The following is a 21,228-nucleotide window of genomic DNA, read 5'->3' on the forward strand; positions in this document are numbered from 1 at the left end:
GGCCGCTGCCCTACGCCCGCCGCCGGCCCTTCGCCCGCTGCGGGTAGGGGAAGAGGCGGGGGCGGCGCTTGGCGGCCGCGTCCTCGACCCAGCCGAAGAGCAGCAGTGCCACCGCGATCAGCGGCACCGCGATCAGCAGCGGCAGCCACTGGCTGGACAGCAGCCAGCGCAGGTGGGCGTAGCAGAACGGGTTGTTCCACAGCGGGTCGATCAGCGGCTCGGTCAGCACCAGCGCGACGCAGTGCCACAGGTAGACGGTGACCGCACGGGAGTTGAGCAGCGTGATCACGCCGTTGAACCGCTCCAGCGGTTTCGGCCAGCGCTCCCACGACGGGCTCAGGTGCAGCAGCAGCATGACGCAGCCGAACGACCAGACGGCCTGGGCCAGCGGCACCGCCTCCAGGTCGGGGCCGATCCTGGGGTCGTCGACCGGCGCCTGCTGCAGCCACCAGAAGCCGGCTGCCAGCACCAGCGGTGCCAGCGAGGGCACCACGTACTGCGGGATGCGGCGCAGCAGGCCCTCCTGGTGCGCCATGCCCAGCAGCCAGCAGGAGCCGAAGGTGGTGAAGTCGGTGGCGGTCTCCATGACGCGGCCCGACTGGTCCAGGAGACCGGAGTTGAGGACCGCGGAGAGCACCAGCGGCACCAGGAGCGTCACCCACGGCAGCCGGCGTACGGCCTTGAGCATCAGCGGCGACAGCAGCACGTACCAGAGGTAGGCGCGCAGGTACCACAGCGGGACGACGACCTGCTCGGCCCAGCTGGTCGGCAGGTGGCCGCCGAAGCCGTGCACGGTCTCGGCGAAGGGCGGGGTGCTCAGCGGCAGCACCCAGAAGGCGAGTTTGCCCCACCACCAGTTCGGGTGGCCCTCGGCGTGCGGACCCCAGCCGTCGAGGATCATCGCGGTCAGCACGACCGCGCCGAACATCCACATCGGCGGCAGCAGGCGGCGCATCCGGCCGCGGATGACGCTCCACGCGGGGCGGTTGAGCGAGCGGGCCATGAGCGAGCCGGCCAGCGCGAACATCACGCCCATGGAGGGGAAGAGCAGCGGCAGCCAGGTCCAGCCGAAGTTGTGGTAGATCACCACCCGGATCAGCGCGAGCGCCCGCAGCAGGTCGAGGTAGCGGTCGCGCACGCCCCGGCGGGCGGCCGGCGCCGGCTCGGGCTCCTCCGGGGTCTCGTGCACGAAGGGCGCGGGGATGGTGATGGTCCGCAGCCGCAGGGTCGCGGTGGGGTCCGCGTACGCGTCGTGCTCCGCCGTGCCGTTCATGACTGCACCGCCTCCGTGCTGGTGACGTCGAGGCCGACCTCGCCGGTGCGGTGCAGCTTCTGCCAGCGCAGCCGGCCGCCGGTCAGCGCGGTGATCCAGGACTGGAGCAGGACCATGTACATCAGCACCCGGTAGACCACCTGCTGCACCGGCAGCGTGATCAGGTACCAGGCCTTCTCGCGGTCGAGGCGGAAGGACCACCAGGCGCAGAAGCCCTGCAGGGCGAGCACCGCGAACCAGGCGAGCAGGCTCTTGTACGGGTCGACGAAGAAGACGCCGTAGACCATGGCGATGTCGATGGCCGGTGCCAGCAGCGGGGTGAAGACCATGAAGAGCGCCACGAACGGCAGCCCGATGCGCCCGAAGCGGCCGCCGGGGCCGCGCTCGAAGAACGCGTGGCGGTGCTTCCACATCGCCTGCATGGTGCCGTAGCTCCACCGGTAGCGCTGCGACCACAGCTGGCTCATGCTGCCCGGCGCCTCGGTCCACGCGCGGGCGTTCTCCGCGTAGACGATCTTCCAGCCGGCCCGGTGCAGGGCCATCGTCACGTCGGTGTCCTCGGCGAGCGTGTCGTCGCTCATGCCGCGGCACCACCGCGAAGCTGCGGCCGTACTACCCGGGCGACGCCTACGTCGACTGGGTCGGCCTGATCGGCTACTACGGCCCGATCGACGGCGCCGCGTTCTCCGGCCTGTTCACGCCGACCCTGAAGGAGATCGCCCGCTTCTCCGACAAGCCGGTGCTGATCACCGAGACCGGGGTGGCGGAGAGCGACCGCAAGGAGCAGCAGGTGCGCGACCTGTTCCAGGGTGCCGCCAAGGCCGGCGTGATCGGCCTGGTCTGGTACGACCAGCGCAAGGACTGGCCGGGCAGCACGCAGATGATGGACTGGCGGATCGACACGTCGGTGGGCGCGAGGGCCGCCTTCCGGGTGGAGTCGGCGCGGTACGGGTTCGGCCACCCCTTCGGGAGCGGCTGACAACCGTTCGGGCCGTCGGTGACGGCAGGGCGCGAGGCAGCAGGACCGACCATGGGGCGAGCGGAGTGGAAGTGCGGGGGATGACGACGGAACCGTCGCCTGGGCAGGTCGCGCCGCAGGCGGGACCGCCGCGGGCCGACCGCAGGGCCGAACAGCGGGCGGTACGCCGGCGGGGCCGCGGGCGGATCGCGCTGGTGCTCGCGCTGCTGGCCGCGGGCGGCACCGCCGCGGCCGTCGCGCTGCACCGGGGGGAGTCGGCGCCCTCCGCGTCCCGGCACCTGGCACCGGTGTGGCAGGTGCGCTCGCCCGCCGCCGACGACGAGTTGATCGGCAGCTGGGTCACCGGCAAGTTCCTGGTCCGCGCCAGCACCCGCGGCGGCGTCACGGCCTACGACCTGGCCGACGGCAGCACCGCGTGGACGGCGGCGCTGCCGCCCGAGGTCGGGGGCGGCGGCACCCAGCCCTGCGCGATGTCGCCCACCCTGACCGCGGCGGGACTGGGCACCGTCGCCTTCGGCAAGGACGGCCACACCTGCACCACCCTGGCCGGTGTCGACGCCGCCACCGGCACGGTGCTGTGGACCGTACCGCTGGTGGACGCGGCCCACCCGACCGCGATGGGCGCGAAGACGTACCTGCAGGGCGGCGTCGCCACCGTCGTCGGTGAGAACTTCCTCGGCGGGCTCGACGTCCGCACCGGCCACCGGGTGTGGGGCTTCCACGCCCGCGGCGACTACTGCAACGCCTACACCTGGGGCGGCGCCGGGGTCGTCCTGGTCGACGACTACTGCGCCGACAGCAAGACGCCCTTCACGCTGACCGCCTACGACGGCCGCACGGGCAGGACGCTCTGGAGCCGGGACCAGGACACCCACACCGACATCGCGCACGTCTTCTCCGGCTCGCCGCTGATCGTCTCCGAGCACGCGGCGGGCGAGGACAGCGTGCGCGTCGTCGCCCCGTCGGGGACCACCCGCAAGCTGGTGGTCGGCGACACCGAGCTCGCGCCGGGCAACGACAGCGACGCCGACCACTCCGCCCGCCTCGTGGGCGACGTCCTGGTGACCCCCGCCTCGACGGCCCACGGCAGCGAGATCGACGCGTTCGACACCGCGACCGGGGCGAAGCTGTGGAGATACCCCGCCACCGCGCTGGCCACCGCCACCGCTTCGGGGGACCGCGTCTACGTCCTCGCCGGGTCGCCGAGCGCACCCCAACTGGTCAGCCTCGACGCGCGCACCGGGCAGGCCCATGCGGTGGCGGCGCTGCCCGACGCCACCGCGAAGCAGGGCTTCACCGCGGGCACGGTGTACGTGACGCCGGACGGCGGGGTGCTGGAACTCGACGCGCAGGGCACGGGTGTCGGGGTGCGCTTCTCGCGGTAGCGGGACGCGGTCCGGCCCTGGTGCCGTACCGCCGGTCGGTCCGGCGGTACGGCACCAGGGGGCGCTGCGGGGTTACGGAGCCCAGGGGGACGCCGTAGCCCAGCTCACGTCGTCGGCCCAGGACGTGGCCGAGTCCCAGGCGTTCGAGCCGCCGTTCGAGGCGATGTAGACGGTGTAGCTGTAGTGGCGCAGGTACTTGTCGGGGAAGTTGACGGACTGCAGCGAGAAGCCCTGGCCGTTCTGGCCGGTCTGCGGGCAGAAGGTGGCGTCCTGCTGGAAGGTCGTGCTGCCGTCGCTCGACGCCAGTTGGAGCTTGTAGTTGGAGTGGCGCAGGTACTGGCCCGACGTGTTCGCGGACTCGAAGGACACGCAGGTGCTGTTGGCCAGGCCCGCGCGGACGATCCAGGTCGAGTCGCCCTTGTCGGTGGCCGAGCTCGACGAGGTGATCGGGGCGATGACCACGTTGGCGTCGGCGTCGTCGTGCTTGATGTAGTCGCCGGTGCAGCAGGCGGTCGTGGCGCGCAGGGACGTCTTGGACCCCACGGCCGGGAAGCCCGAGCCGCCGCCGGAGCCGTTGCCGTAGCCGACGGAGTTGATGTTGGCCTGGACGGAGTTCTCGGTGGCGTCCGACGGGTAGCCGGAGGTCATCACGCCCTCGTAGAAGGTGCCCTGAGCCCCCTTGCTGTTGTCGCCGCCGATGCCGAGGATGATCGCGCCCTGCTTCTTCATCGGGTTGTAGCCCGAGACGTTGGGCCGTACCCCGTTGTAGAAGGTGGACAGGCCGCCGGACTGGGCGTTGCCGCCGCGGATGGCCCAGTGGTTGGGCTCGCCCTTGATGATGGCGGTGGTGTAGCGGTAGTTGATGGTGGGGTCACCGGAGTTCAGGTGCTGGTTGACACCGGAGAACAGGCCGTTCTCCAGGTCGGCCATGATCCACGGGCCGTTGCCCGAGCCATAGCCCCAGACCTTGATGTTGCCGAAGTAGATGGCCTCCATCGTGCCGTTGCCGTCGTCGTTGTTGTTCGTTTCGGCGTTGCCGTAGTCGAAGCAGCAGCCGCCGTTGTAGTGGGTGCCGTCGAAGATGGCGTACATGCCCTCGGCCGCGTCGCCGGTGGCGATGCCGCTGGTGTGGTCGTTGCGGTAGCCGGTGCCGGGGGCGACGAAGACGCCGTAGGCCTTGTGGCCGCCGACCGTGGTCGGTGCCGCCGTCGCGTTGGCGAGGTTGTCCGGGCCGCCTGCCGCACCGCCGGCGGGCGCCTGGGTGAGGTTGTTGCCGCGGCCCGACTGGTCGTAGATCACGGTGATCACGCAGGCCGTGCCGGAGCAGAAGGAGTCCTGCGCGGCGGCGTTGGCGTAACCGCCGGCGCTCAGCACGCCGATGTTCTGCGTGGCGTTGTCCGACGCGCGCCGGACCTGGTAGAGCGAGCCGTTGTACGAGCCGTACAGCGCGCGGGTGGTGCTGTGCGCGGCCACGCAGGGCGTACCGCCGGACTGGTAGATGTCACAGGGCAGCGAGCCCGCGGCCTGCGACGCCGGGGAGGTGCCGGCCAGGACGCCGGCGATCAGCGCGACGACGGCGGTGAGGGCCAGAGCCCATTTTCTGACGTGCCGTTGCAGATGAGCCAGTGCGGGTGCGGACACGGAGTCCTCCTCCGGTGTGGGGGGGGGTGGGGGGCTACCGGCAGCCGCGGGCGCGGCTGCCGGTACGTGGGGGGCCTGCGGGCGGGCAGGCCGAAGGCAGCCCTGGCGCCGTGGGGGGGTGCCAGAGCCTGCCCTGCCGATCAGGGGGACGTGCGCGTCCGGCACCGCGCTCGCCCGGACTGCGTCCAAGGGCGCGCGCAGGCTGACCCGCCGTGTTCCGCCGGAAGGGCGCTAGCCGCGTCTGGCGACGCTTCTGGCGCGCAGCCGGTCGGCGGTGATCGCCAGACCGAGGACGCAACCGAGCACGATGTTGGTGTAGTTGGAGTTGATCTGCAGCGTGGTCAGGCCGTTGTTGATCAGTTCGAGCAGGATCGTGCCGGCCACGATGCCGATGATCCGGCCCTGCCCGCCGACCAGGCTCACCCCGCCGATGACGGCAGCGGCGATCGCGGACAGCTCCCAGCCGACGCCGACGCCGCTGGCCGAGCCGACGCCCATCCGGCCCAGCACCATGATCCCGGCGAAGGCGGACAGCAGCGAGCTGGTCACGTACATCGACACGATCCGCCGCTCGCCGCGGATACCGGCGAGCCGGGCCGCCTCCGCGTTGCCGCCGACCGCGTACACCTGGCGCCCGGCGTAGGTGCGCTCAAGGAAGAACCAGGCGACGAGCGCGACGATGACGAAGAGGATCAGCGGGAGCGGGACCTGGGCCACGTACTGCTGGCCGACGTCGGAGAACAGGCCGCCGATGCCGGTGATCGAGGTGCCCGAGGTGATCGCCAGCGTCACGCCCTGCGCGACGGTGTACGTCACCAGGGTGACGACGAAGGGCGCCATCTTCAGCCGGGTGACGGCGAGGCCGTGGATGAGGCCGACCGTCCCCGCGATCAGCAGCGTGACCAGGATCGCCAGCACCGGCGGCAGACCCGCCCGCACGTTGAACCAGGACATCAGGATCACGCTGGTGCCCAGCAGCGCCCCCACCGACAGGTCGATGCCGCCGGTGAGGATCACCAGCGACTCGCCGATCGCGATGAGGCCGTACTGCGCCAGGTCGAAGCCCATGCCCTGGAGGTTGACGGCGCTGGCGAAGGTGGACTTGTCGATGGCGAGCGCGGCGAAGACGACCACGCAGGCCGCGACGACGCCGACTTCGGGGGTCTCGGCCAGCCGCCGGAGCAGTGACGTGCGCGACTGCCCCGCGGCGCCGAGGTCCGCGAGTGCCGGGGCGGTGCTGGTCTTCATGCGCGAGCCTTCCCTTCGCCGGGCGTGCCGGCTTCCTCCGTACCGCCGCCGCGGGCGGCCTGGGTGCCGGCCGCCGCGGTCATGATCACTTCCTTGCCGAACCGCTCCCGCGGGATGTCCGCGACGACGCGGCCGCGGGCCATCACCACGATGCGGTGGCAGATCCAGAGCAGTTCCTCCAGTTCGGAGGAGGCGACCAGGACCGCCAGGCCGTCCTGCGCGGCCGTGTCGATCAGGCTGTAGATCTCGGCCTTGGCGCCGACGTCCACCCCGCGGGTCGGCTCGTCGAGCAGCAGCAGCCTGGGTTCCGCTGCGAGCCAGCGGCCGAAGACCGCCTTCTGCTGGTTGCCGCCGGACAGCGAGCTGATCGGCTGCTCGTTGCTGTGCAGGCGCACCCCGAGGTCCTTGACGATGCGGGCCGCGTGCTCCTTGTCGCGCCGGGGCCGCAGCACACCGCGGCGGCTGATCCGGCGCAGGGTGGTGAGCGTGACGTTCCAGCGCACCGGGTGCGCCGGCAGCAGCGACTGGACCTTGCGGTCCTCCGGCACCAGGCCGATACCGGCCGCGACGGAGTCCGCCGGGTGCCGCGGGCGGAAGTCGGCGCCCTCGAAGGCGACATGGCCGCCGGTACGCGGCTGGGCGCCCATCACGGTGTGCAGCAGCCGGCTGCGGCCCGAGCCCATCAGGCCCGCCACGCCGACGATCTCGCCGGCGTGCACGTCCAGGTCGACCGGGCCGAGGCCGTCCGCGGTGAGCCCGCGCACGCTCAGCGTCGCCTTGCGCTCGACGGAGGACGGCGGCGCGAGGTCGGCGCGGGCCAGCTCGCTGCCGACCATCTCGCGGATCATCCGCTCCTCGCTCGCCTCGGCCGGTGTCAGGTCGGCGACCAGGTGACCGCTGCGCAGCACCACCACCCGGTCGGCGACCGACCGCACCTCGTCGAGGCGGTGCCCGATGAAGAGCACCGCTCCCCCGGCGGCGGCATGGGTGCGGGCCAGCTCCAGGACCCGCTCGGCCTCGACCGGGCCGAGCGAGGACGTCGGCTCATCCAGGATCAGCACGACGGGGCGGTGGCCCCAGGCCTTGGCGATCTCGATCATCTGCCGTACGGGGACCGGGAACCGGCCGACCGGGCGGTCGACGTCGACCCCGTTCACCCCGACCTCGGCCAGCAGCGCCCTCGCCTCCGCCCGGGTACCCGCCCGATCGACCACCACCCGGCCGAGCGGGCGGGCGGCGGCTCGCTGGGGGCGGCGGCCGAGCAGCAGGTTCTCTGCCACGCTCAGCTGGCCGACCAGCGGGAACTCCTGTGCCACCAGGGCCACTCCCATGTCGCGGGAGTGGTCGGGCCGGCCGGGCTGCAACGGCTGCCCGGCGATCTCGATGGTGCCGGTGGTGGGGGTGACGGTGCCGGAGAGCACGCCCATCAGCGTGGACTTGCCCGCGCCGTTCTCGCCCACCACCGCCACGATCTGACCGCGCGCCAGGTCGAGTCGCGGGATGTCGAGCACTTTCACCGGGCCGTAGACCTTGCTCACGTCGCGGAGCGAGACGGCGATCTCGGACGTGGCGACCGTCCGCTCGCCGGCCGGCGTGCTCTTCGGCGCAGTCATCAGCCGATGCCGAGTTCGGTCAGCTTGGCCTGGTAGTCGGTGAGGTTGGCCTGCGTCACCAGGCCGACGCCGGAGCTGATGGTGGTGCCGTCGGACTCCAGGTAGGGCTTGACCAGGTCCAGAGTGGCCTGCTTGCCGAGCACCTTCAGCGCCGCCAGCAGGTACGCGCCGGTGTACCCCTGCTGGTAGGGCTGCTGCAGGACGGTGGCCTGGATGACCCCGGACTTGACGAAGTTCAGCGTCTGCGGGTCGGAGTCGTCCGAGATGATCTTGACCTTGCCGGACTTGCCGGCCGCCTGGACGGCCTGGCCCGCGGACGGGCCGTCGTAGGAGTACACCCCGTACAGGCCGTTGATGTTGGGGTTGGTCTGGATCGCGGTCTGCGCGTTGGTCAGCGCCTTGGCGGCGTCCATCCCGTCGCTGAGCTTCTGGGCGACCTTGATGTCGGTGCCCTTGAGGGCGTCCTCGAAGCCCTGGATGCGCTCGACGGCGTTCGACGTGGTGAGCGAGCCGACCAGGACCACGACCTGGCCCTTGCCGTTCAGCGCCTGCTTCATGGCCTCACCGGCCTTCTGGCCAGCCTGGTAGTTCGGCGTGCCCAGGTACAGGGCGGCGCCGTCCTCCTTCGGCAGCGGCGAGTCGATCGCCAGCACCGGGATGCCGGCCTTGTTCGCCGACGTGATCGGGGACTTGATGGCGGTCGGGTCGATCGCCGAGACGCTCAGGCCCGTGATGCCCTGGCCGCGCAGCGTCTGGATGATCGACAGCTGCTGGTCCAGCCGGCCGTTCGCCGGGGCCTGGTAGGTGCCCTTGACGCCGAGGTCCTTCAGGCCCTTGTTGAAGCCGATCTTTCCGGCGTTCCAGTAGTCGACGGCGACGTTCACGACCATCGCCTCGTCGAGCTTCGAGAGGTCCTTGCCGGCCAGCGCCTGCTTCAGCGCGGCGTCCAGCTTCGCGAGGTTGGCGTCGTTGAAGGTGATGTCGCCCTGGATCGTCACCGCGGGCGCGTTCGACGTCGAGCCGCCGGAAGAGCCGGAGCCGCTGCCCGATCCTCCGCTCGACGACGAGCCCGCACCGCTCTTGCTGCACGCCGCCGCGCCGACCACCACCGCGAGCACGACGGCCGCGGCGCCGCAGCGACGCCCCAGCCCGGCTCGTCCGACCCGCCCACTCCGCACTGCACCCATGACCAACATCCCGTCCGGAAAGGCCTCGCAGCCATTTGTTAGCGCTCACATACAGATCGCGCAGAAATGCCGTTCTCGTTCCCCCGCCGGGCCGGTGGACGGGTCGGCGCGACCCGTGCCCCAGCCGGTGGGCGGGGTGCCCACGGTGACCACGACCGGGAGAATTCGGTGCCGTTGCGGCGGCGCCGGGTTCTCCCGCGTCTCATTGACGCCCGTGCGTGCTCAGGAGCAACACGGTGGAATTCGGGGCCACAGGGGCATCGGCACCCCTGGACTCCGTCGTCTCCGAGAATGTTAGCGTTCACTGAGGGACCGTCAAGATGTTGCGCAAAAGAAAAACGGCCTCCGGCCCGGGCCTTCCGCACGGCCCTCCACCCGCCGGTGGTCCGGCATCGCCTCTCCGGGGCGGAGGCTCAGCCGGCCGCCGGCCGGGTGATCCGGATGGGACAGCAACAGCCCCCTTGCGTCGGTGACGACCCGCGCCCCGGTGGTCCGGATACGACTGCGACAGGCCCTCTCGGACGGCGGCGAGGCGCAGCTCCTCGCGCCCCTCCGGGTGGGCTGGGGCGCGAATCGGGCGTGCTCGTAAGGGAGTTCAGTGCAGGAGGTCCAGGACCTCCGGGTGCAGGGACGGGTCGGCCGTGGAGAGGAAGGTGCCGGTGGTGGTGAGGTCGAGGGGGGCGCCGGACCACTGGGTGGTGCGGCCGCCGGCGCCGGAGATGACGGCGGCGGGGGCGAAGACGTCGTACGGCTTGAGGCCGCTGTCGACGGCCAGGTCCGTGCGGCCCGCGGCCAGCAGGCCGAACGCGTAGGAGCTGGCGCCGTAGAGGGTGTACTGGACGCGGCCGCGGACCCGGGCGAGGCGGGCGTGGTCGGGGGCGCTGAAGAAGTCCGGGTTGGAGCAGGTGGCGAGCGCGGTCGACAGGTCCGCGCACGGCCTGGTGCGTACGGGGGCGCCGTTGCGGCGGGCGAAGGCGCCGTCGACTCCGGTCCAGCGGTCGTCGGTTGCGGGGTAGTCCATGACGCCGATCCACGGACTGCCCTGCCGGGCAAGGCCGATGAGGGTTCCGTACACGGGGATTCCGGCGACGAAGGGCGCGGTGCCGTCGAGCGGGTCGAGCACCCAGACGTGGTCCGCGCCCAGGCCGTGCGCGCCGAACTCCTCGCCGAGGACGCCGTGTCCGGGGTGGGCGTCGGCGATCAGCTCGCGCAGCCGGGACTCGATGAGGCGGTCGGTCGCGGTGACGTAGCTGTTGTCGGCCTTGACGTCGGGGCGCACCGCGTCCAGCGCGGCCGCGGCGAGCAGCTTGCGGGCCTCGTCGGCGAGGCGTTCGGCGAAGGCCAGCATCTCGCGGGTGTGGGCGTCGGGCACGTCGTCCGGCGCTGCGTCGCTCATGCGTACTCCTCCTCGGTCTCGGCGAACGCCCAGTCGATCCAGGGCAGCAGCAGGGCGATGTCGGCGCTGTCCACGGTGGGGCCGCCCCAGATGCGCACCCCGGGCGGCGCCTCGCGGTGCCCGGCGATGTCGTATCCGGCGCCCTCGGCCTCCACCCGGGCGCACAGCCGGTCCACGAACCGGGTGCGTTCGGCCGGCGGCAGCGCGTCCAGCACCGGTGAGGTGAAGGTCAGGCAGATGCTGGTCGAGGAGACGGTCGCGGGGTCGGCGGCCAGGAAGCGGGCGTAGGGGCGGTCGGCCACCCACGCGGCGACCGTCTCCAGGTTGCGGCGCGAGCGGGCCAGCATCTCCGGGAGCCCGCCGGCCTGTTCGCACCAGTCGAGCGCGCCCAGTACGTCCTCGACGGCGAGCATGGAGGGCGAGTTGATGAAGAAGCCGTCGAACACGTCGTCCAAAAGCCGCCCTTCACGGGCAATGCGGAAGACCTTCGGCAGCGGGCGCTCGGGGCGGTATTCGGCCAGCCGGTCGACGGCGGCCGGGGACAGGGCGAGCATCCCGTGCGCTCCCTCGCCCCCGAGCGCCTTCTGCCAGGACCAGGTGACGACGTCGAGCCTGCTGAAGTCGACCTCCATCCCGAAGACGGCGGAGGTCGCGTCGCACAGGGTCAGCCCGGTGCGGTCGCGGGGAATCCACTCGGCGTCGGGGACGCGCACGCCCGACGTGGTGCCGTTCCAGGGGAAGACGACGTCGTGCGCGAAGTCGACCCGGGTCAGGTCGGGCAGCTGCCCGTAGCCGGCGCGGTGGACGGTCACGTCCGGCAGCCGCAGCTGGTCGGCGACGTCGGCCAGCCAGGTGTAGCCGAAGTTCTCCCAGCAGCAGACCTCCACCCCGGTGTGGCCGAGCAGGTTCCACATCGCGGTCTCGATCGCGCCGGTGTCGGAGCCGGGCACGACCGCGAGCCGGTAGCCGGGCGGCAGCCCCAGCACGCGCGCGGACCGCTCGATCACCTCCCGCAGCCGTGCCCGCCCGTCGGGGTGGCGGTGGGACCGTCCGACGAAGGCGTCCTTGAGGTCGCCGGGGTCCCAACCGGGCCGTTTGGCGCACGGACCGGAGGAGAACCACGGCCGTTCCGGCTTGAGTCGGGGCTTGCGCGCGCGCAATGGTCGCCTTTCCGTTCGTGCGGTGCCGCGCTCCGGCGGCCTGCGTGCGGTGCCGTGCTTCAGCGGCTGAGGCTGACGTAGTGCCGGCGCCTGCCGGTGTAGGACATCCGGCCGTGCTGGACGACCCGGTTGTCCAGCACCAGCAGGTCGCCGGGGCGCATCCGCACCGCCCGGGTGCTGCGCCACAGCACGCCCCGCAGGAAGGAGATCTCGTCGTCCTCGATGGGGCCGCCGTCGCCGTAGGTGGTGGTCGCCGGGTAGTGGTGCGCGGGCAGGTCGGCGGGGAAGTCCGGGTGGGACCGCCAGTAGGAGCAGTGCAGTTCGGTCACCTGGTTGAACCACAGCTCCTGGCCGGTGTCGGGGTGCGCGGCGAACGCGTCCTGCCGGTAGTGGTAGCGCAGGACGTCGTCGCCGCCGTCGCCGCCCCACTCGTAGTCGTAGCCGGAGGCCCCGAGGTGGTCGGCGACCTCGTGCGGGTCGGTCGTGCCGAAGGTGTCGGCCCAGCCGGTGGCGCCGGGTCCCGACTCCTTGGCCAGGGTGCGGTGGTAGCGCACCCCGCGGGTCCTGAAGACCTCCTGGATGTCCGGCGGGATGGCCGCGACGGTCTGGCGGATGTCGTTGACGGGGACCTCGCCGCCCGCGGCCGCCGCGGTCTCGCAGAAGAAGAACACCCGGCGCGGCGAGTCGGGCAGGTAGGCCATCTCGTTGTGCGGCGAGAGGGTGATCCTGGGGTCCTCCTCGCTCGCCTTGAGCGCGACCCCGGAGTCGTTCCTGCGGACGGCGATCCCGCCGCGGTAGCCGAGCGGCTCGTATCCCAGGCCGGTGACCAGCTTCTCGAAGCCGGTCCTGTCGGCCAGCGGCAGGCCGCGGACCAGCACCCCGCCGGCGGCGGGCAGTTCCTCGTCCACGACGTCGCGGACCGCGCCCGCCAGCAGCGCGTCGGCCGGGTCGGCGGCGACCGGGCCTGCGGCCTCGCGCACCGGGATCATGCCGCCGGCGTCGGGTATCCGCTCGGGGAAGCTGAGGTGGGCGGAGCCGGCCAGGAAGGGGCGGTTCCTGACCGGGATCGTGAAGGGGGCGCCGCCTTCCGCGCGGCGGAAGCGCGGTGCGCCGGACAGGACGGTCACAGTAAGCCTCCGGTCGCCTGGGGGTGGCCGCGCAGCACGCAGATCTCGTGGTAGACCGGCGCCGCCGGGTCGGTGTCGAGCAGCGCCCTGGCCTGCCGGGCCGACAGCTGCGTGCGGCCCTCGGGGTCGGCGTAGAACTCGCAGCGGACGTCCTGCTCGTAGCCGGTGCCGCGCATCGCGGTCTCCAGGGCGACGAAGAAGGAGATGTCGGTGCCCGCGTGCTGCCGCACGATGCGCGAGGCGAGTTCCTCGGTGCGGTAGCCGTAGGAGCGCAAGACCTGCACCAGGGTGGCCTTGCCGATCCGGCAGCCGAGGTTGAGCACCACCTCGGCCTGCGGTGCGACGGTCTTGAGCCGGGTGAGCAGCGCCTCGATCAGGCCCATGCCGATCGAGTTGAAGGGGCGGTCGTTGAAGGCGGTCCACGGGTAGTAGTGGGCGACGTGGTCGTCACCGGGGTCGCCGGGGTGGGCGGCGGTCTTCAGCTGGGCGGTGCGGAAGCGCGCGTAGAGCGGGTCGAACGGGTCGGGCACCTGGGGCAGGCAGGCCACGACGACGTCCGCGGCGGCCGCCTCGGTGACGGCCTCGTGGACGTCGAGCAGGCTCACCGGGCCGTGCACCGGCCGGAAGCGGTCGGCGAGTTCGGGTGCGGTCCTGCTGAGCAGGGCGCGGGCCAGCTCGGGCAGCCTGCGGTCCAGGTCGCTGCCGGCCACCCGGGAGGCGGCGCAGTCGCGGAGCATGAACAGCACGTTGGCGCCGCTGCCGACGCCGACCTCGTAGACCCGGCGGCCGCGGAGCCCGGCGCGTTCCAGGCCGGCCTGGAAGGTCTGCGTCCACGGGTCGGTGGGGTCGAAGGCGTAACTCGGCACCGGCTCGTCGGTGTCGACGTCCAGGGGTGCTCTCACGGGTCTGTCGTTGACCAGATGCATGTCCGGGGTTCCTCCGTGTGGGCGTGGGGTGTCCGCGGTGGGCGGGGTGGGACGGGGACGGCGGTGTCCCGGGCGCGGGGTGTCCGCGGTGGGCGGGGTGGGACGGGGGACGGCGGTGTCCCGGGCGCGGTGCGGGCGGGTGCTACGGCTGGGTCGGCGGCTGCTCGTCGATGAGCAGCACCTCTCCCGCGCCGCCGCGCAGGCAGTGGTCGGAGCGCATCGAGGCCGCGTAGCCGCCGGAGTTGATGAGGGCGACGCGGTCGCCCTCGCGCAGCGGCGTCATGCGGTGGTCCACCGCCCACTGGTCCAGGGCCTCGTTGATGTTGCCGACGACCGTGTAGGTCTCGGTGCCCTCCTCCCAGCGCGGGGCGACCGCGACGGGCTCGCAGGGCATCCCGTAGAAGGCGGGCTCCACGGCGAGGTTGAAGCCCGCGTCGAGGCCGGCGAAGAGCACCTCCCTGCGCCGCTCGACGTAGGTGGCGGTGGTGAGCAGCAGGCCGGCGTCCTTGACCAGGTAGTCGCCCGGCTCCACCGCCACGGTCAGGCCCCGGCCGGCGAAGCGGCGGGCGACGGCGGCTGCCCAGCGGTCCAGGTCGAGTGGCGCGTCCGCGGGGGTGTGCGGGACCCCGAGGCCGCCGCCGATGTTGACCTCGGCGAGGTCGGGCAGCTCCGCGGTGAAGGCGTCGGCGGCGTCCAGCGCCGCCTCCAGCTGGTCGAGCTGGCCGTCGAGGTAGCCGCAGCCGGCGTGCAGGTGCAGGCGGACGACCCGCAGGCCCCACCGTTCGGCGACCGCCTTGGCCTCCGCGAGGTGCTCGCGGTAGATGCCGAACTTGGTGGTGGCGGCGCCGCTGTAGCTCAGCCGCTCGTCGCCCTGGTAGCCGACGCCGACCGCCGGGTTGATCCGCAGGCCGACGTCGCGGCCGGGACAGCTGCGGCCGAAGCGGTCCAGGGCGGAGACCGAGTCGAAGTTGACCCGCAGGCCCGTGAAGCGGGACAGCACCTCGATGTCCTGGCGGGACAGCGAGGTGCCGGTGAAGGAGATCGCCTCGGGCGGGAAGCCGCAGCCCAGCGCGTGCGTCAACTCGCCGGTGGAGCAGACGTCGACGCCGCACAGCCGGGAGGTGCGCAGGTAGGACAGCAGCGCGGGCGACCTGTTGGCCTTGATGGCGAAGTAGATCCGGTGGTCGAGGCCCGCGGCGGCCATCGCCCCGGAGAGCCGCTCGATGTTCTCCCGCACCCTGCCCGCCCTGCACACGTAGGCGGGGGTGCCGACCTGGCTGGCCAGCTGGTCCATGTCGACGCCGCCCAGGTGCAGCCGGCCGCGGTCGTAGCGCAGGTCGCCGCGCTTCCACCAGGGGTCCTCCGGCGGGTGCTGCGGCCGCTGGGCCTGCGCGGCGGGGGCGTCGTCCTGCGCGCCGACGTAGCGGACGCGCGCGGCCACGTCGCCGAGCGCGCGCGAGACCTCATCGCGCCGGCACTGCTCGCCCAGCATGACGTGCAGCGGGGCGTCGGCGGTCGCGCCGGAGCTGGCGGCCTGTTTGACCCGTAACACCGTCAGGGCCGTCGTCAGTCCACGGCAGTCCAGGACGTCCTGGAGTGCTTCCATGCGTCACCTCCCACGGTGAATTCGGTGCGCGGCGCTAGCCCGCGGCGACGGTCCCGGCCCTCAGGTCCGCTTCGGCCCGGGCGAGGGCGCCGGCCATGATGCCGGCGATCCGGTCGATGCCGGCCCGGTCGACGACCAGCGGCGGCGACATGATGCAGAGGTTCTCGTAGGGCCGCACCAGCAGCCCGCCCGCCTCGCAGTACGCGTCGACCCGCTGGGCGAGCGCCATGTTGCGCGGCGTCGGCCCGGACTCGCCGGGGACGCGGCACTCGACGCACGCCATCAGGTGGTCGCCGCGCACCGCGTGGACGATCGGCGAACCGCGCAGCTCGCGCAGCCGGTCGATGAAGTACGGCCCGACGTCGCGGACATGGCCGCAGATGTCCTCGCGGCGCATCAGCTCGATGTTGGCCAGAGCCGCAGCGCAGGCCACCGGATGCCCCGAGTAGGTGAAGCCGTTGGAGAACACCGGCTTGCCGGGGTCGGCGGTCCCGGCCAGCGCGTCGGCGATGCGGTCGGAGATCAGGACGGCGCCCAGCGGCTGGTAGCCGGAGGTCAGGCCCTTGGCGGTGGTGATCATGTCCGGCACGATGCCGAACCGGTCCTGGGAGGCGAAGAAGTGGCCGAGCCGCCCGAAGCCGGTGACCACCTCGTCGCTGACGTAGAGGATGTCGTGCCGCCGGCACAGCTCGCGGGTGGCCCGGTGGTAGCCGGGCGGCGGGACGAGCACCCCGCCGGAGGCCAGGACGGGTTCCGCGACGAAGCACGCGATGTTCTCCGGGCCGATCCGGGCGATCGCCGCCTCCATCCCGTCGAGCAGCCCGGTGAGGCGGTCGTCGGCGGACAGCGGGGAGTTGTCCGGGTCGTGACCGGGGCTCTCCAGGTGGTGCACCCACCGGTCCTCGTAGTGGAAGCGGACCCGGTCGGCCTCCTTGCCGGACAGCGAGGCGGCCAGGTAGGTGCTGCCGTGGTAGGCGTCGACCCGGGACAGCACGTGGTGCTTCTCGGGCCGGCCCATGGCCGCGTGGTAGAGGTGGGCGATGCGGACCGCGGAGTCCACGGCGGTGGACCCGCCGGTGGTGAAGTGCACCCGGTTCAGGTCGCCCGGCGCCAACGCGGCCAGCTGCGCGGCCAGTTCGATGGCCGGCTCGTTGGCGACGTCGCCGAACGGCGTGAAGTACGGCATCCTGCGCGCCTGGGCGGCCATCGCCTCGACGAGTTCCTCGCGCCCGTAGCCGACGGTCACGCACCACATGCCGCCGATCGCGTCGATGTAGCGCCGCCCCCGGCTGTCGACCACCTCCACGCCCTGGGCGCCGGTGATGACCAGCGCGTCCTGCTTGCCCAGGGTGCTCAGGTCCGCCCAGGGGTGCAGGGCGTGGCGGGCGTCCTTCGCCAGGAGCGGCCCGTGCGCGGGTGCCGCGCCCGCCTGCCCGGCGGGTGCGCTGTTCTGCTGTGCGGTCACTGCCGCTCCTTGTCGTGTCGGGTCGGCCCGCAGGCCCGTGCCGGGGCCGGCCGGGCGTCGCCCGGCCGGCCGGCGCGGTCAGGGGCGGCCGAGGATCGCCCGGTAGGCGTCGTGGGTCCTGGTCATGGCCGCGGCCTTGTACGCCGCCTCGTAGTCCGCGAGGCTCGGGTATCCGGCCTGTGCCTCGCGGCTCAGCTCCGCCACGAAGTCGCCGTTCCTGATCCCGGCGAGGATCTGCGCGCCCTTGTCCCGCACCTCGGGTCCCAGCAGGGTCCCCAGGTACTTCTGGACGCCGAAACGGCAGGTGGGCGAGCCCTGTTCCTCGATCACCTCGTAGAGCCCGGTGGTGGCCGCCTCGACCATCATCTCGGCCATCTCCCCCGAAGCGTGCATGTCCAGCAGCGCCGGTACCGGGTCGCAGCCCGCCTCGACCAGCACCTCGAAGGCGGTGCGGAAGGCGTCCAGCAGCAGCGGGGTCAGGAACTGCTCCTGGAAGAGGTCGAGTTCGGTCTCCGTGGCGAGCGAGACCGGCAGCACCCCGTAGCGCGTGAAGCCAACCGCCTTGGCGAGGCCCAGGGTGCGGCGCAGCGCCCGCCCGGTGCGGTCCTCGACCACGTCGAGGAAGGCGAGCACCCCGGAACCCTCGGTGTAGCGCTGCCTGATCGGCTTGCCGAACATCTTCGGCGCCAGCAGCGCCACGTCGATGTCCTGGGGCAGCGCGATGCGCCGGTAGCGCAGCGAGAAGCCGTGCGCCAGCACGAACAGGTCGCCGGCCCGCAGCCCTGGCGCGATCTGCGTGCCGTACACCTCCTGATGGGCCTCGTCCGGGATGAGCAGCAGCACCGTCGACGCGGCGGCGACGGCCTCGGCGATCGGCCGGGTGTCGAAGCCGTCGGCGACGGCGGCCGCGCGGTAGTCGTCGTCGCGGTTGCCGACGACCACGGTCACCCCGCTGTCGCGCAGGTTCGCCGCGAAGGCCTTGCCCTGGATGCCGTAGCCGACGACGGCGACGACCTCGTCCTGGATGTCGTGCAGACTCGCGTCCTTCTCGAAGTACACGCCTTACCCCTCTCGCGTCGGAGATGGTGCACGTGGCTCACGTCGGAGGTGCTGTGGTGCCGCCCGGCGGCCGGGCGCCTACTCCGCGGCGCCGGCCGCGGCACCCGGCAGGCTGAAGGGCTCGGCCGGCTTGTGGCCGCGGACCTTCCCGCCGAGGTCGGCCCACGCCATGTTGCGGCCGTACACCTCGGCGAAGCGCTCCCACTCGGCCCGCCGGCGGTCGGCGTCCCAGCCGAGCAGGGACGCCATCTCGTCGAGTACGAGGTCGAGCACCGCGAGGTCGATGTCGCAGCGCCCCTCGTCGTCGAAGGCGACGGCGTCCCTGATCCCGCCGGAGTTCAGCAGGTAGTCGTCGTAGCCGCCGGCCATCTGGTGGCGGACGTAGTGCCCGACCTTCTGCGCCACGAACTCCGGCTCTCCCCAGGGTCGTTCGGCGCCGCCGGGCGTGAAGCGGTGCTCGCCGGGGACGGTCAGGAACGGCAGCCGGCGGGTGGTGGAGCGGCCCAGCACCTTCGAGGTCCTGCGCCGCACCTCCTTGGCGATCAGCTCGCCCACCTCGCGGCCGGCCCAGCGGAACTCGGTGAGCTTGACGTTGACCATGTCGAAGACCGGGCCGCCGCCGTGGTCCTGGCGGGTGATGCGGAACATCCGGGAGATGTCCTGGACGTTGATCTTCCCGCCGTCGCCCGAGGCCAGCGGGCGGATGCCGCAGAAGACGTTGAAGATGTCCTGCCGGCCGATCTTCCAGCGGTCGTCCACCAGGGCGTTGTAGGAGTGCAGCAGCTCCTCGATCTCGTCCTCCTCCGGCACCACCACGTCCGGGTCGGTCTGCGCCCGGTCGGTGGTGGTGCACTGCACATACCACATGCCGTGCTGGTGGAACGGCCGCAGGTAGTGCTGGCGTTCGGCGTTCAGCGGCACCAGGCCGACCTGGAGGCGCGGGTCGGCGGTCAGGCTCTCGTGGATGAAGCGGTTGGTCGCCTCCAGGTGGGTGCCGCGCGAGTACACCACGGACTGCCGGCCGTCGGGCCGCTCGGTGCGGTTGCGCACCCGGTCCACCCACGGCCCGGCCGCGTTGGTGAGGGTGTGCGCCCTGACGGTGACCCGCTCGGGCAGCTCGTCGTGGTCGAAGCGGCGGGCCAGCGTCACCACGAAGTGGCCGCCGCCGGGAGCGCCCTGCTGCTCGCGCCACTCGTAGTGCTCGACCTCGACATGGCTCAGGGCGCGGATGGGGTGCGCGGCGGTACGCCGGTAGTACGCGTCCCTGATCGCCTTGAGGACCAGGATCTTGTCGTTGTTCGCCTTGCCGTCCCAGTAGAGGATGCCGCCGAGGACGTCCTCGGAGTCCAGGTTGGGCAGTTCGCGGTGCAGGGACTTGCCGTTGAGGAACAGCTTGACCCGGCTGAACCTGGGCGTCAGCCCGCCCCACGCCCACACGGTGGTGAACAGGTCGTACAGCGAGATCCCGAAGAAGACCGCCCACTTCTTCTCCGGGCTGTCGGGCAGCACGAAGACGATGTTGGGGATCTCCTCGACGGTGTTGTCGGCCGTCTCCAGGAGGATCTTCCGCTCCCGCGTCCCGTACCAGACCAGTTGCAGGTCGAGCCACGCGCCGCGCAGGTTCTGCGCGGTGGTCTGCTTGATCTTCGGGTCCCTGCGCAGGTGGAAGGCCAGCAGCCCGCGGTGGAAGGCCATCCGCAGGTAGCGGATGCCGGGGTGGATGGCCTTGCCGGTCTTGCTCGACGTCTGGCCGCCGAACGGCCCGCGGTCGACCAGCAGCGCGCTGGCGTTGCCGCGCGAGGCGAGGTCGCGCAGCACCCCGGCGCCGGCTGCCCCGCCGCCGATCACCAGGGTGTCGTGGACGAAGCCGGTGTCGTTGTGCTGCTCCTCGACGAGTTCGCGGTACTGGCTGACGACGTCGGACATGGCGAACGTCCAGTCCGCCGGCTGGTTGGGGGACGACGATCCCCTCGCCTGGCTCACGCTGCTCGGGCTCCTTTTCGCACGGCGATCACTCGGTGGCCCTCGTCCCGCCACGCGCGGAAGGTGACCACCCGGTCGGGGGGGATCGGCGAGGTGGTGCGCCAGTCCCAGCTCTGCTCGGTCATGTACGCCATGAAGCCGCGGATGTGGTCGGGCGACATCCCGCGCCGGCCGTGCCGGGCCTCCACCAGCCGCTCCTGTGCCTCGCGTTCGGCCACCATCTGGTCGAACGAGGGCCACTGGTAAGCCCACAGCGCGTCCATCCGGGCGAAGACCGGCTGCCACGAGGGGAGATGCTCCGCGACGCGGCGCCGCAGCCCATCGGGCAGCGCCAGCGGGTCCACGGCGGTCTCGGCGCCGGCGAACCACAGGTCGAAGAGGAAGACGCCGACCTTGCCGTGCACCGTGAAGGCGTCGGCGGGCTGGTCGTCGGCCTTCTTGTCGAAGTTTCCCAGCGCCATGGTGCTGTCCTGCCGGCTGTGCTCCAGCTCGTGCAGGTTGCGCAGCAGCCAGTCCATGTCGTGGGTGCCGGGCAGCGAGCGGTTGGAGACGCCGGGCGGGCCGGGGTCCCAGCCGCGGGCGCGCAGCGGCTCGCGGGCGCTCCTGGGCAGGTACCAGTCGTCGCCGCTGCGGGCCAGCGCCCGCCCCTCGGTGCGCGGGTCGAGCAGCTGGTCGAGGACGACGGCCACGGCGTTGGTCAGCACGGTCTTGCCCGCGCCCGGGCTGCCGTTGAAGCCGGCCATGTACAGCTCGCCGGGGCGGCGCCGGCGCTTGTCGCGGACGATCCACTGCGCCAGCGGGAGGTGCAGCCGCCACAGGTCGGCCAGCGCAGCCCCCGTGGGGTCGCTGCCGGGGAAGTACGAGCGCCACCACGCGGCGAAGGGCTCCCACACCCGCGGCAGGAGCGCGGCCCTCCCGGCGACGAGGGCGCCGGGGCTGCCGGCCGCACCGGGCGGGTCGAACGCGGGCTGTACGCCGTCGGCTTCCGCGGCCGCGGTCAGCTCGGCCAGTTCCTTCGGGCCGAGCTCGCGGCCGGCGGCGAGGTCGTGCAGGACGGGCGCGAGGCGCCGGTCGGTGGCGTCGCGGTCGGCGGCCGCGCCGAGGGGCGGCGGCGCCGCGGCGGGCGGGGCGGCGGGCGCTTTGCCGTCGGTCACGGACATCGGCGGGCTCCCGCGGGATG

16 protein-coding genes and 1 pseudogene are annotated in these 21,228 nt (G+C 72.4%); 2 read left to right on the top strand and 15 right to left on the bottom strand.

The window, feature by feature from the left end; all coding sequences use genetic code 11:
* Nucleotides 1-10: 10 nt before the first annotated feature.
* Together NFU81_RS22835 and NFU81_RS22840 are read right to left on the bottom strand one after the other, a co-directional pair.
* Nucleotides 11-1,273 (bottom strand): acyltransferase family protein, encoded by a 1,263-nt coding sequence (locus NFU81_RS22835; RefSeq protein ID WP_251492860.1) that lies wholly within the window; start codon nucleotides 1,271-1,273, stop codon nucleotides 11-13.
* Nucleotides 1,270-1,857: pseudogene (locus NFU81_RS22840) on the bottom strand (glycosyltransferase family 2 protein); the annotation flags it as partial. The pseudogene NFU81_RS22840 and the gene NFU81_RS22835, both read right to left, overlap by 4 nt.
* Nucleotides 1,858-2,012: 155 nt before the next feature.
* Between NFU81_RS22840 and NFU81_RS22845 the strand changes: the two are divergent.
* Both NFU81_RS22845 and NFU81_RS22850 read left to right on the top strand, forming a co-directional pair.
* A complete protein-coding gene (locus tag NFU81_RS22845) occupies nucleotides 2,013-2,252 on the top strand; it encodes a hypothetical protein (protein WP_251492861.1) in 240 nt (79 codons plus the stop codon).
* 80 nt (nucleotides 2,253-2,332) lie between these two features.
* Nucleotides 2,333-3,637, top strand: coding sequence for an outer membrane protein assembly factor BamB family protein (locus NFU81_RS22850; RefSeq protein ID WP_251492863.1), 1,305 nt, complete (start codon nucleotides 2,333-2,335; stop codon nucleotides 3,635-3,637).
* Between the two features lie 72 nt (nucleotides 3,638-3,709).
* Here the strand turns inward: NFU81_RS22850 and NFU81_RS22855 are convergent, their stop codons facing one another.
* The 13 genes from NFU81_RS22855 to NFU81_RS22915 all read right to left on the bottom strand — a co-directional run bounded on the left by NFU81_RS22855 (nucleotide 3,710) and on the right by NFU81_RS22915 (nucleotide 21,208).
* A complete protein-coding gene (locus tag NFU81_RS22855) occupies nucleotides 3,710-5,278 on the bottom strand; it encodes an alpha-L-arabinofuranosidase B (RefSeq protein WP_422665264.1) in 1,569 nt (522 codons plus the stop codon).
* Between the two features lie 231 nt (nucleotides 5,279-5,509).
* On the bottom strand, nucleotides 5,510-6,526 hold the full coding sequence (locus NFU81_RS22860; RefSeq protein WP_251492865.1) for an ABC transporter permease: 1,017 nt from the start codon (nucleotides 6,524-6,526) through the stop codon (nucleotides 5,510-5,512).
* A complete protein-coding gene (locus NFU81_RS22865; RefSeq protein WP_251492867.1) occupies nucleotides 6,523-8,139 on the bottom strand; it encodes a sugar ABC transporter ATP-binding protein in 1,617 nt (538 codons plus the stop codon). Before NFU81_RS22865 ends, NFU81_RS22860 begins: the two co-directional genes overlap by 4 nt.
* On the bottom strand, nucleotides 8,139-9,326 hold the full coding sequence (locus NFU81_RS22870; protein ID WP_251492869.1) for a substrate-binding domain-containing protein: 1,188 nt from the start codon (nucleotides 9,324-9,326) through the stop codon (nucleotides 8,139-8,141). Before NFU81_RS22870 ends, NFU81_RS22865 begins: the two co-directional genes overlap by 1 nt.
* Nucleotides 9,327-9,921: 595 nt before the next feature.
* The gene (locus NFU81_RS22875) at nucleotides 9,922-10,722 is read right to left on the bottom strand and encodes an inositol monophosphatase family protein (protein ID WP_251492871.1); all 801 of its coding nucleotides are present in this window, start codon (nucleotides 10,720-10,722) and stop codon (nucleotides 9,922-9,924) included.
* The gene (locus tag NFU81_RS22880) at nucleotides 10,719-11,882 is read right to left on the bottom strand and encodes a phosphoserine transaminase (RefSeq protein WP_251492873.1); all 1,164 of its coding nucleotides are present in this window, start codon (nucleotides 11,880-11,882) and stop codon (nucleotides 10,719-10,721) included. The genes NFU81_RS22875 and NFU81_RS22880 overlap by 4 nt, the downstream gene beginning before the upstream one ends.
* Nucleotides 11,883-11,941: 59 nt before the next feature.
* Nucleotides 11,942-13,009, bottom strand: a complete 1,068-nt coding sequence (locus NFU81_RS22885) for a TauD/TfdA family dioxygenase (protein WP_251492875.1) — start codon at nucleotides 13,007-13,009, stop codon at nucleotides 11,942-11,944.
* Nucleotides 13,006-13,911, bottom strand: a complete 906-nt coding sequence (locus tag NFU81_RS22890) for a class I SAM-dependent methyltransferase (protein ID WP_251492877.1) — start codon at nucleotides 13,909-13,911, stop codon at nucleotides 13,006-13,008. The genes NFU81_RS22885 and NFU81_RS22890 overlap by 4 nt, the downstream gene beginning before the upstream one ends.
* A gap of 166 nt (nucleotides 13,912-14,077) precedes the next feature.
* Nucleotides 14,078-15,541 carry a diaminopimelate decarboxylase gene (locus NFU81_RS22895; RefSeq protein ID WP_251492879.1) on the bottom strand — a complete coding sequence of 488 codons (1,464 nt, stop codon included), beginning with the start codon at nucleotides 15,539-15,541 and terminating at the stop codon, nucleotides 14,078-14,080.
* 34 nt (nucleotides 15,542-15,575) lie between these two features.
* Entirely contained in the window at nucleotides 15,576-17,006 is a 1,431-nt protein-coding gene (locus tag NFU81_RS22900; protein ID WP_251492881.1) for an aminotransferase, read from the bottom strand.
* Nucleotides 17,007-17,084: 78 nt separating this feature from the next.
* Nucleotides 17,085-18,065 (bottom strand): NAD(P)-binding domain-containing protein, encoded by a 981-nt coding sequence (locus tag NFU81_RS22905; RefSeq protein WP_251492883.1) that lies wholly within the window; start codon nucleotides 18,063-18,065, stop codon nucleotides 17,085-17,087.
* A 78-nt stretch (nucleotides 18,066-18,143) separates the two neighbouring features.
* Nucleotides 18,144-20,048, bottom strand: coding sequence for an FAD-dependent oxidoreductase (locus tag NFU81_RS22910; RefSeq protein ID WP_251492885.1), 1,905 nt, complete (start codon nucleotides 20,046-20,048; stop codon nucleotides 18,144-18,146).
* A complete protein-coding gene (locus NFU81_RS22915) occupies nucleotides 20,045-21,208 on the bottom strand; it encodes a kinase-like protein (RefSeq protein ID WP_251492887.1) in 1,164 nt (387 codons plus the stop codon). Before NFU81_RS22915 ends, NFU81_RS22910 begins: the two co-directional genes overlap by 4 nt.
* Nucleotides 21,209-21,228 lie beyond the last annotated feature (20 nt).

It is taken from the genome of Actinacidiphila cocklensis, from assembly GCF_907177275.1.
Lineage (GTDB): Bacteria > Actinomycetota > Actinomycetes > Streptomycetales > Streptomycetaceae > Actinacidiphila > Actinacidiphila cocklensis.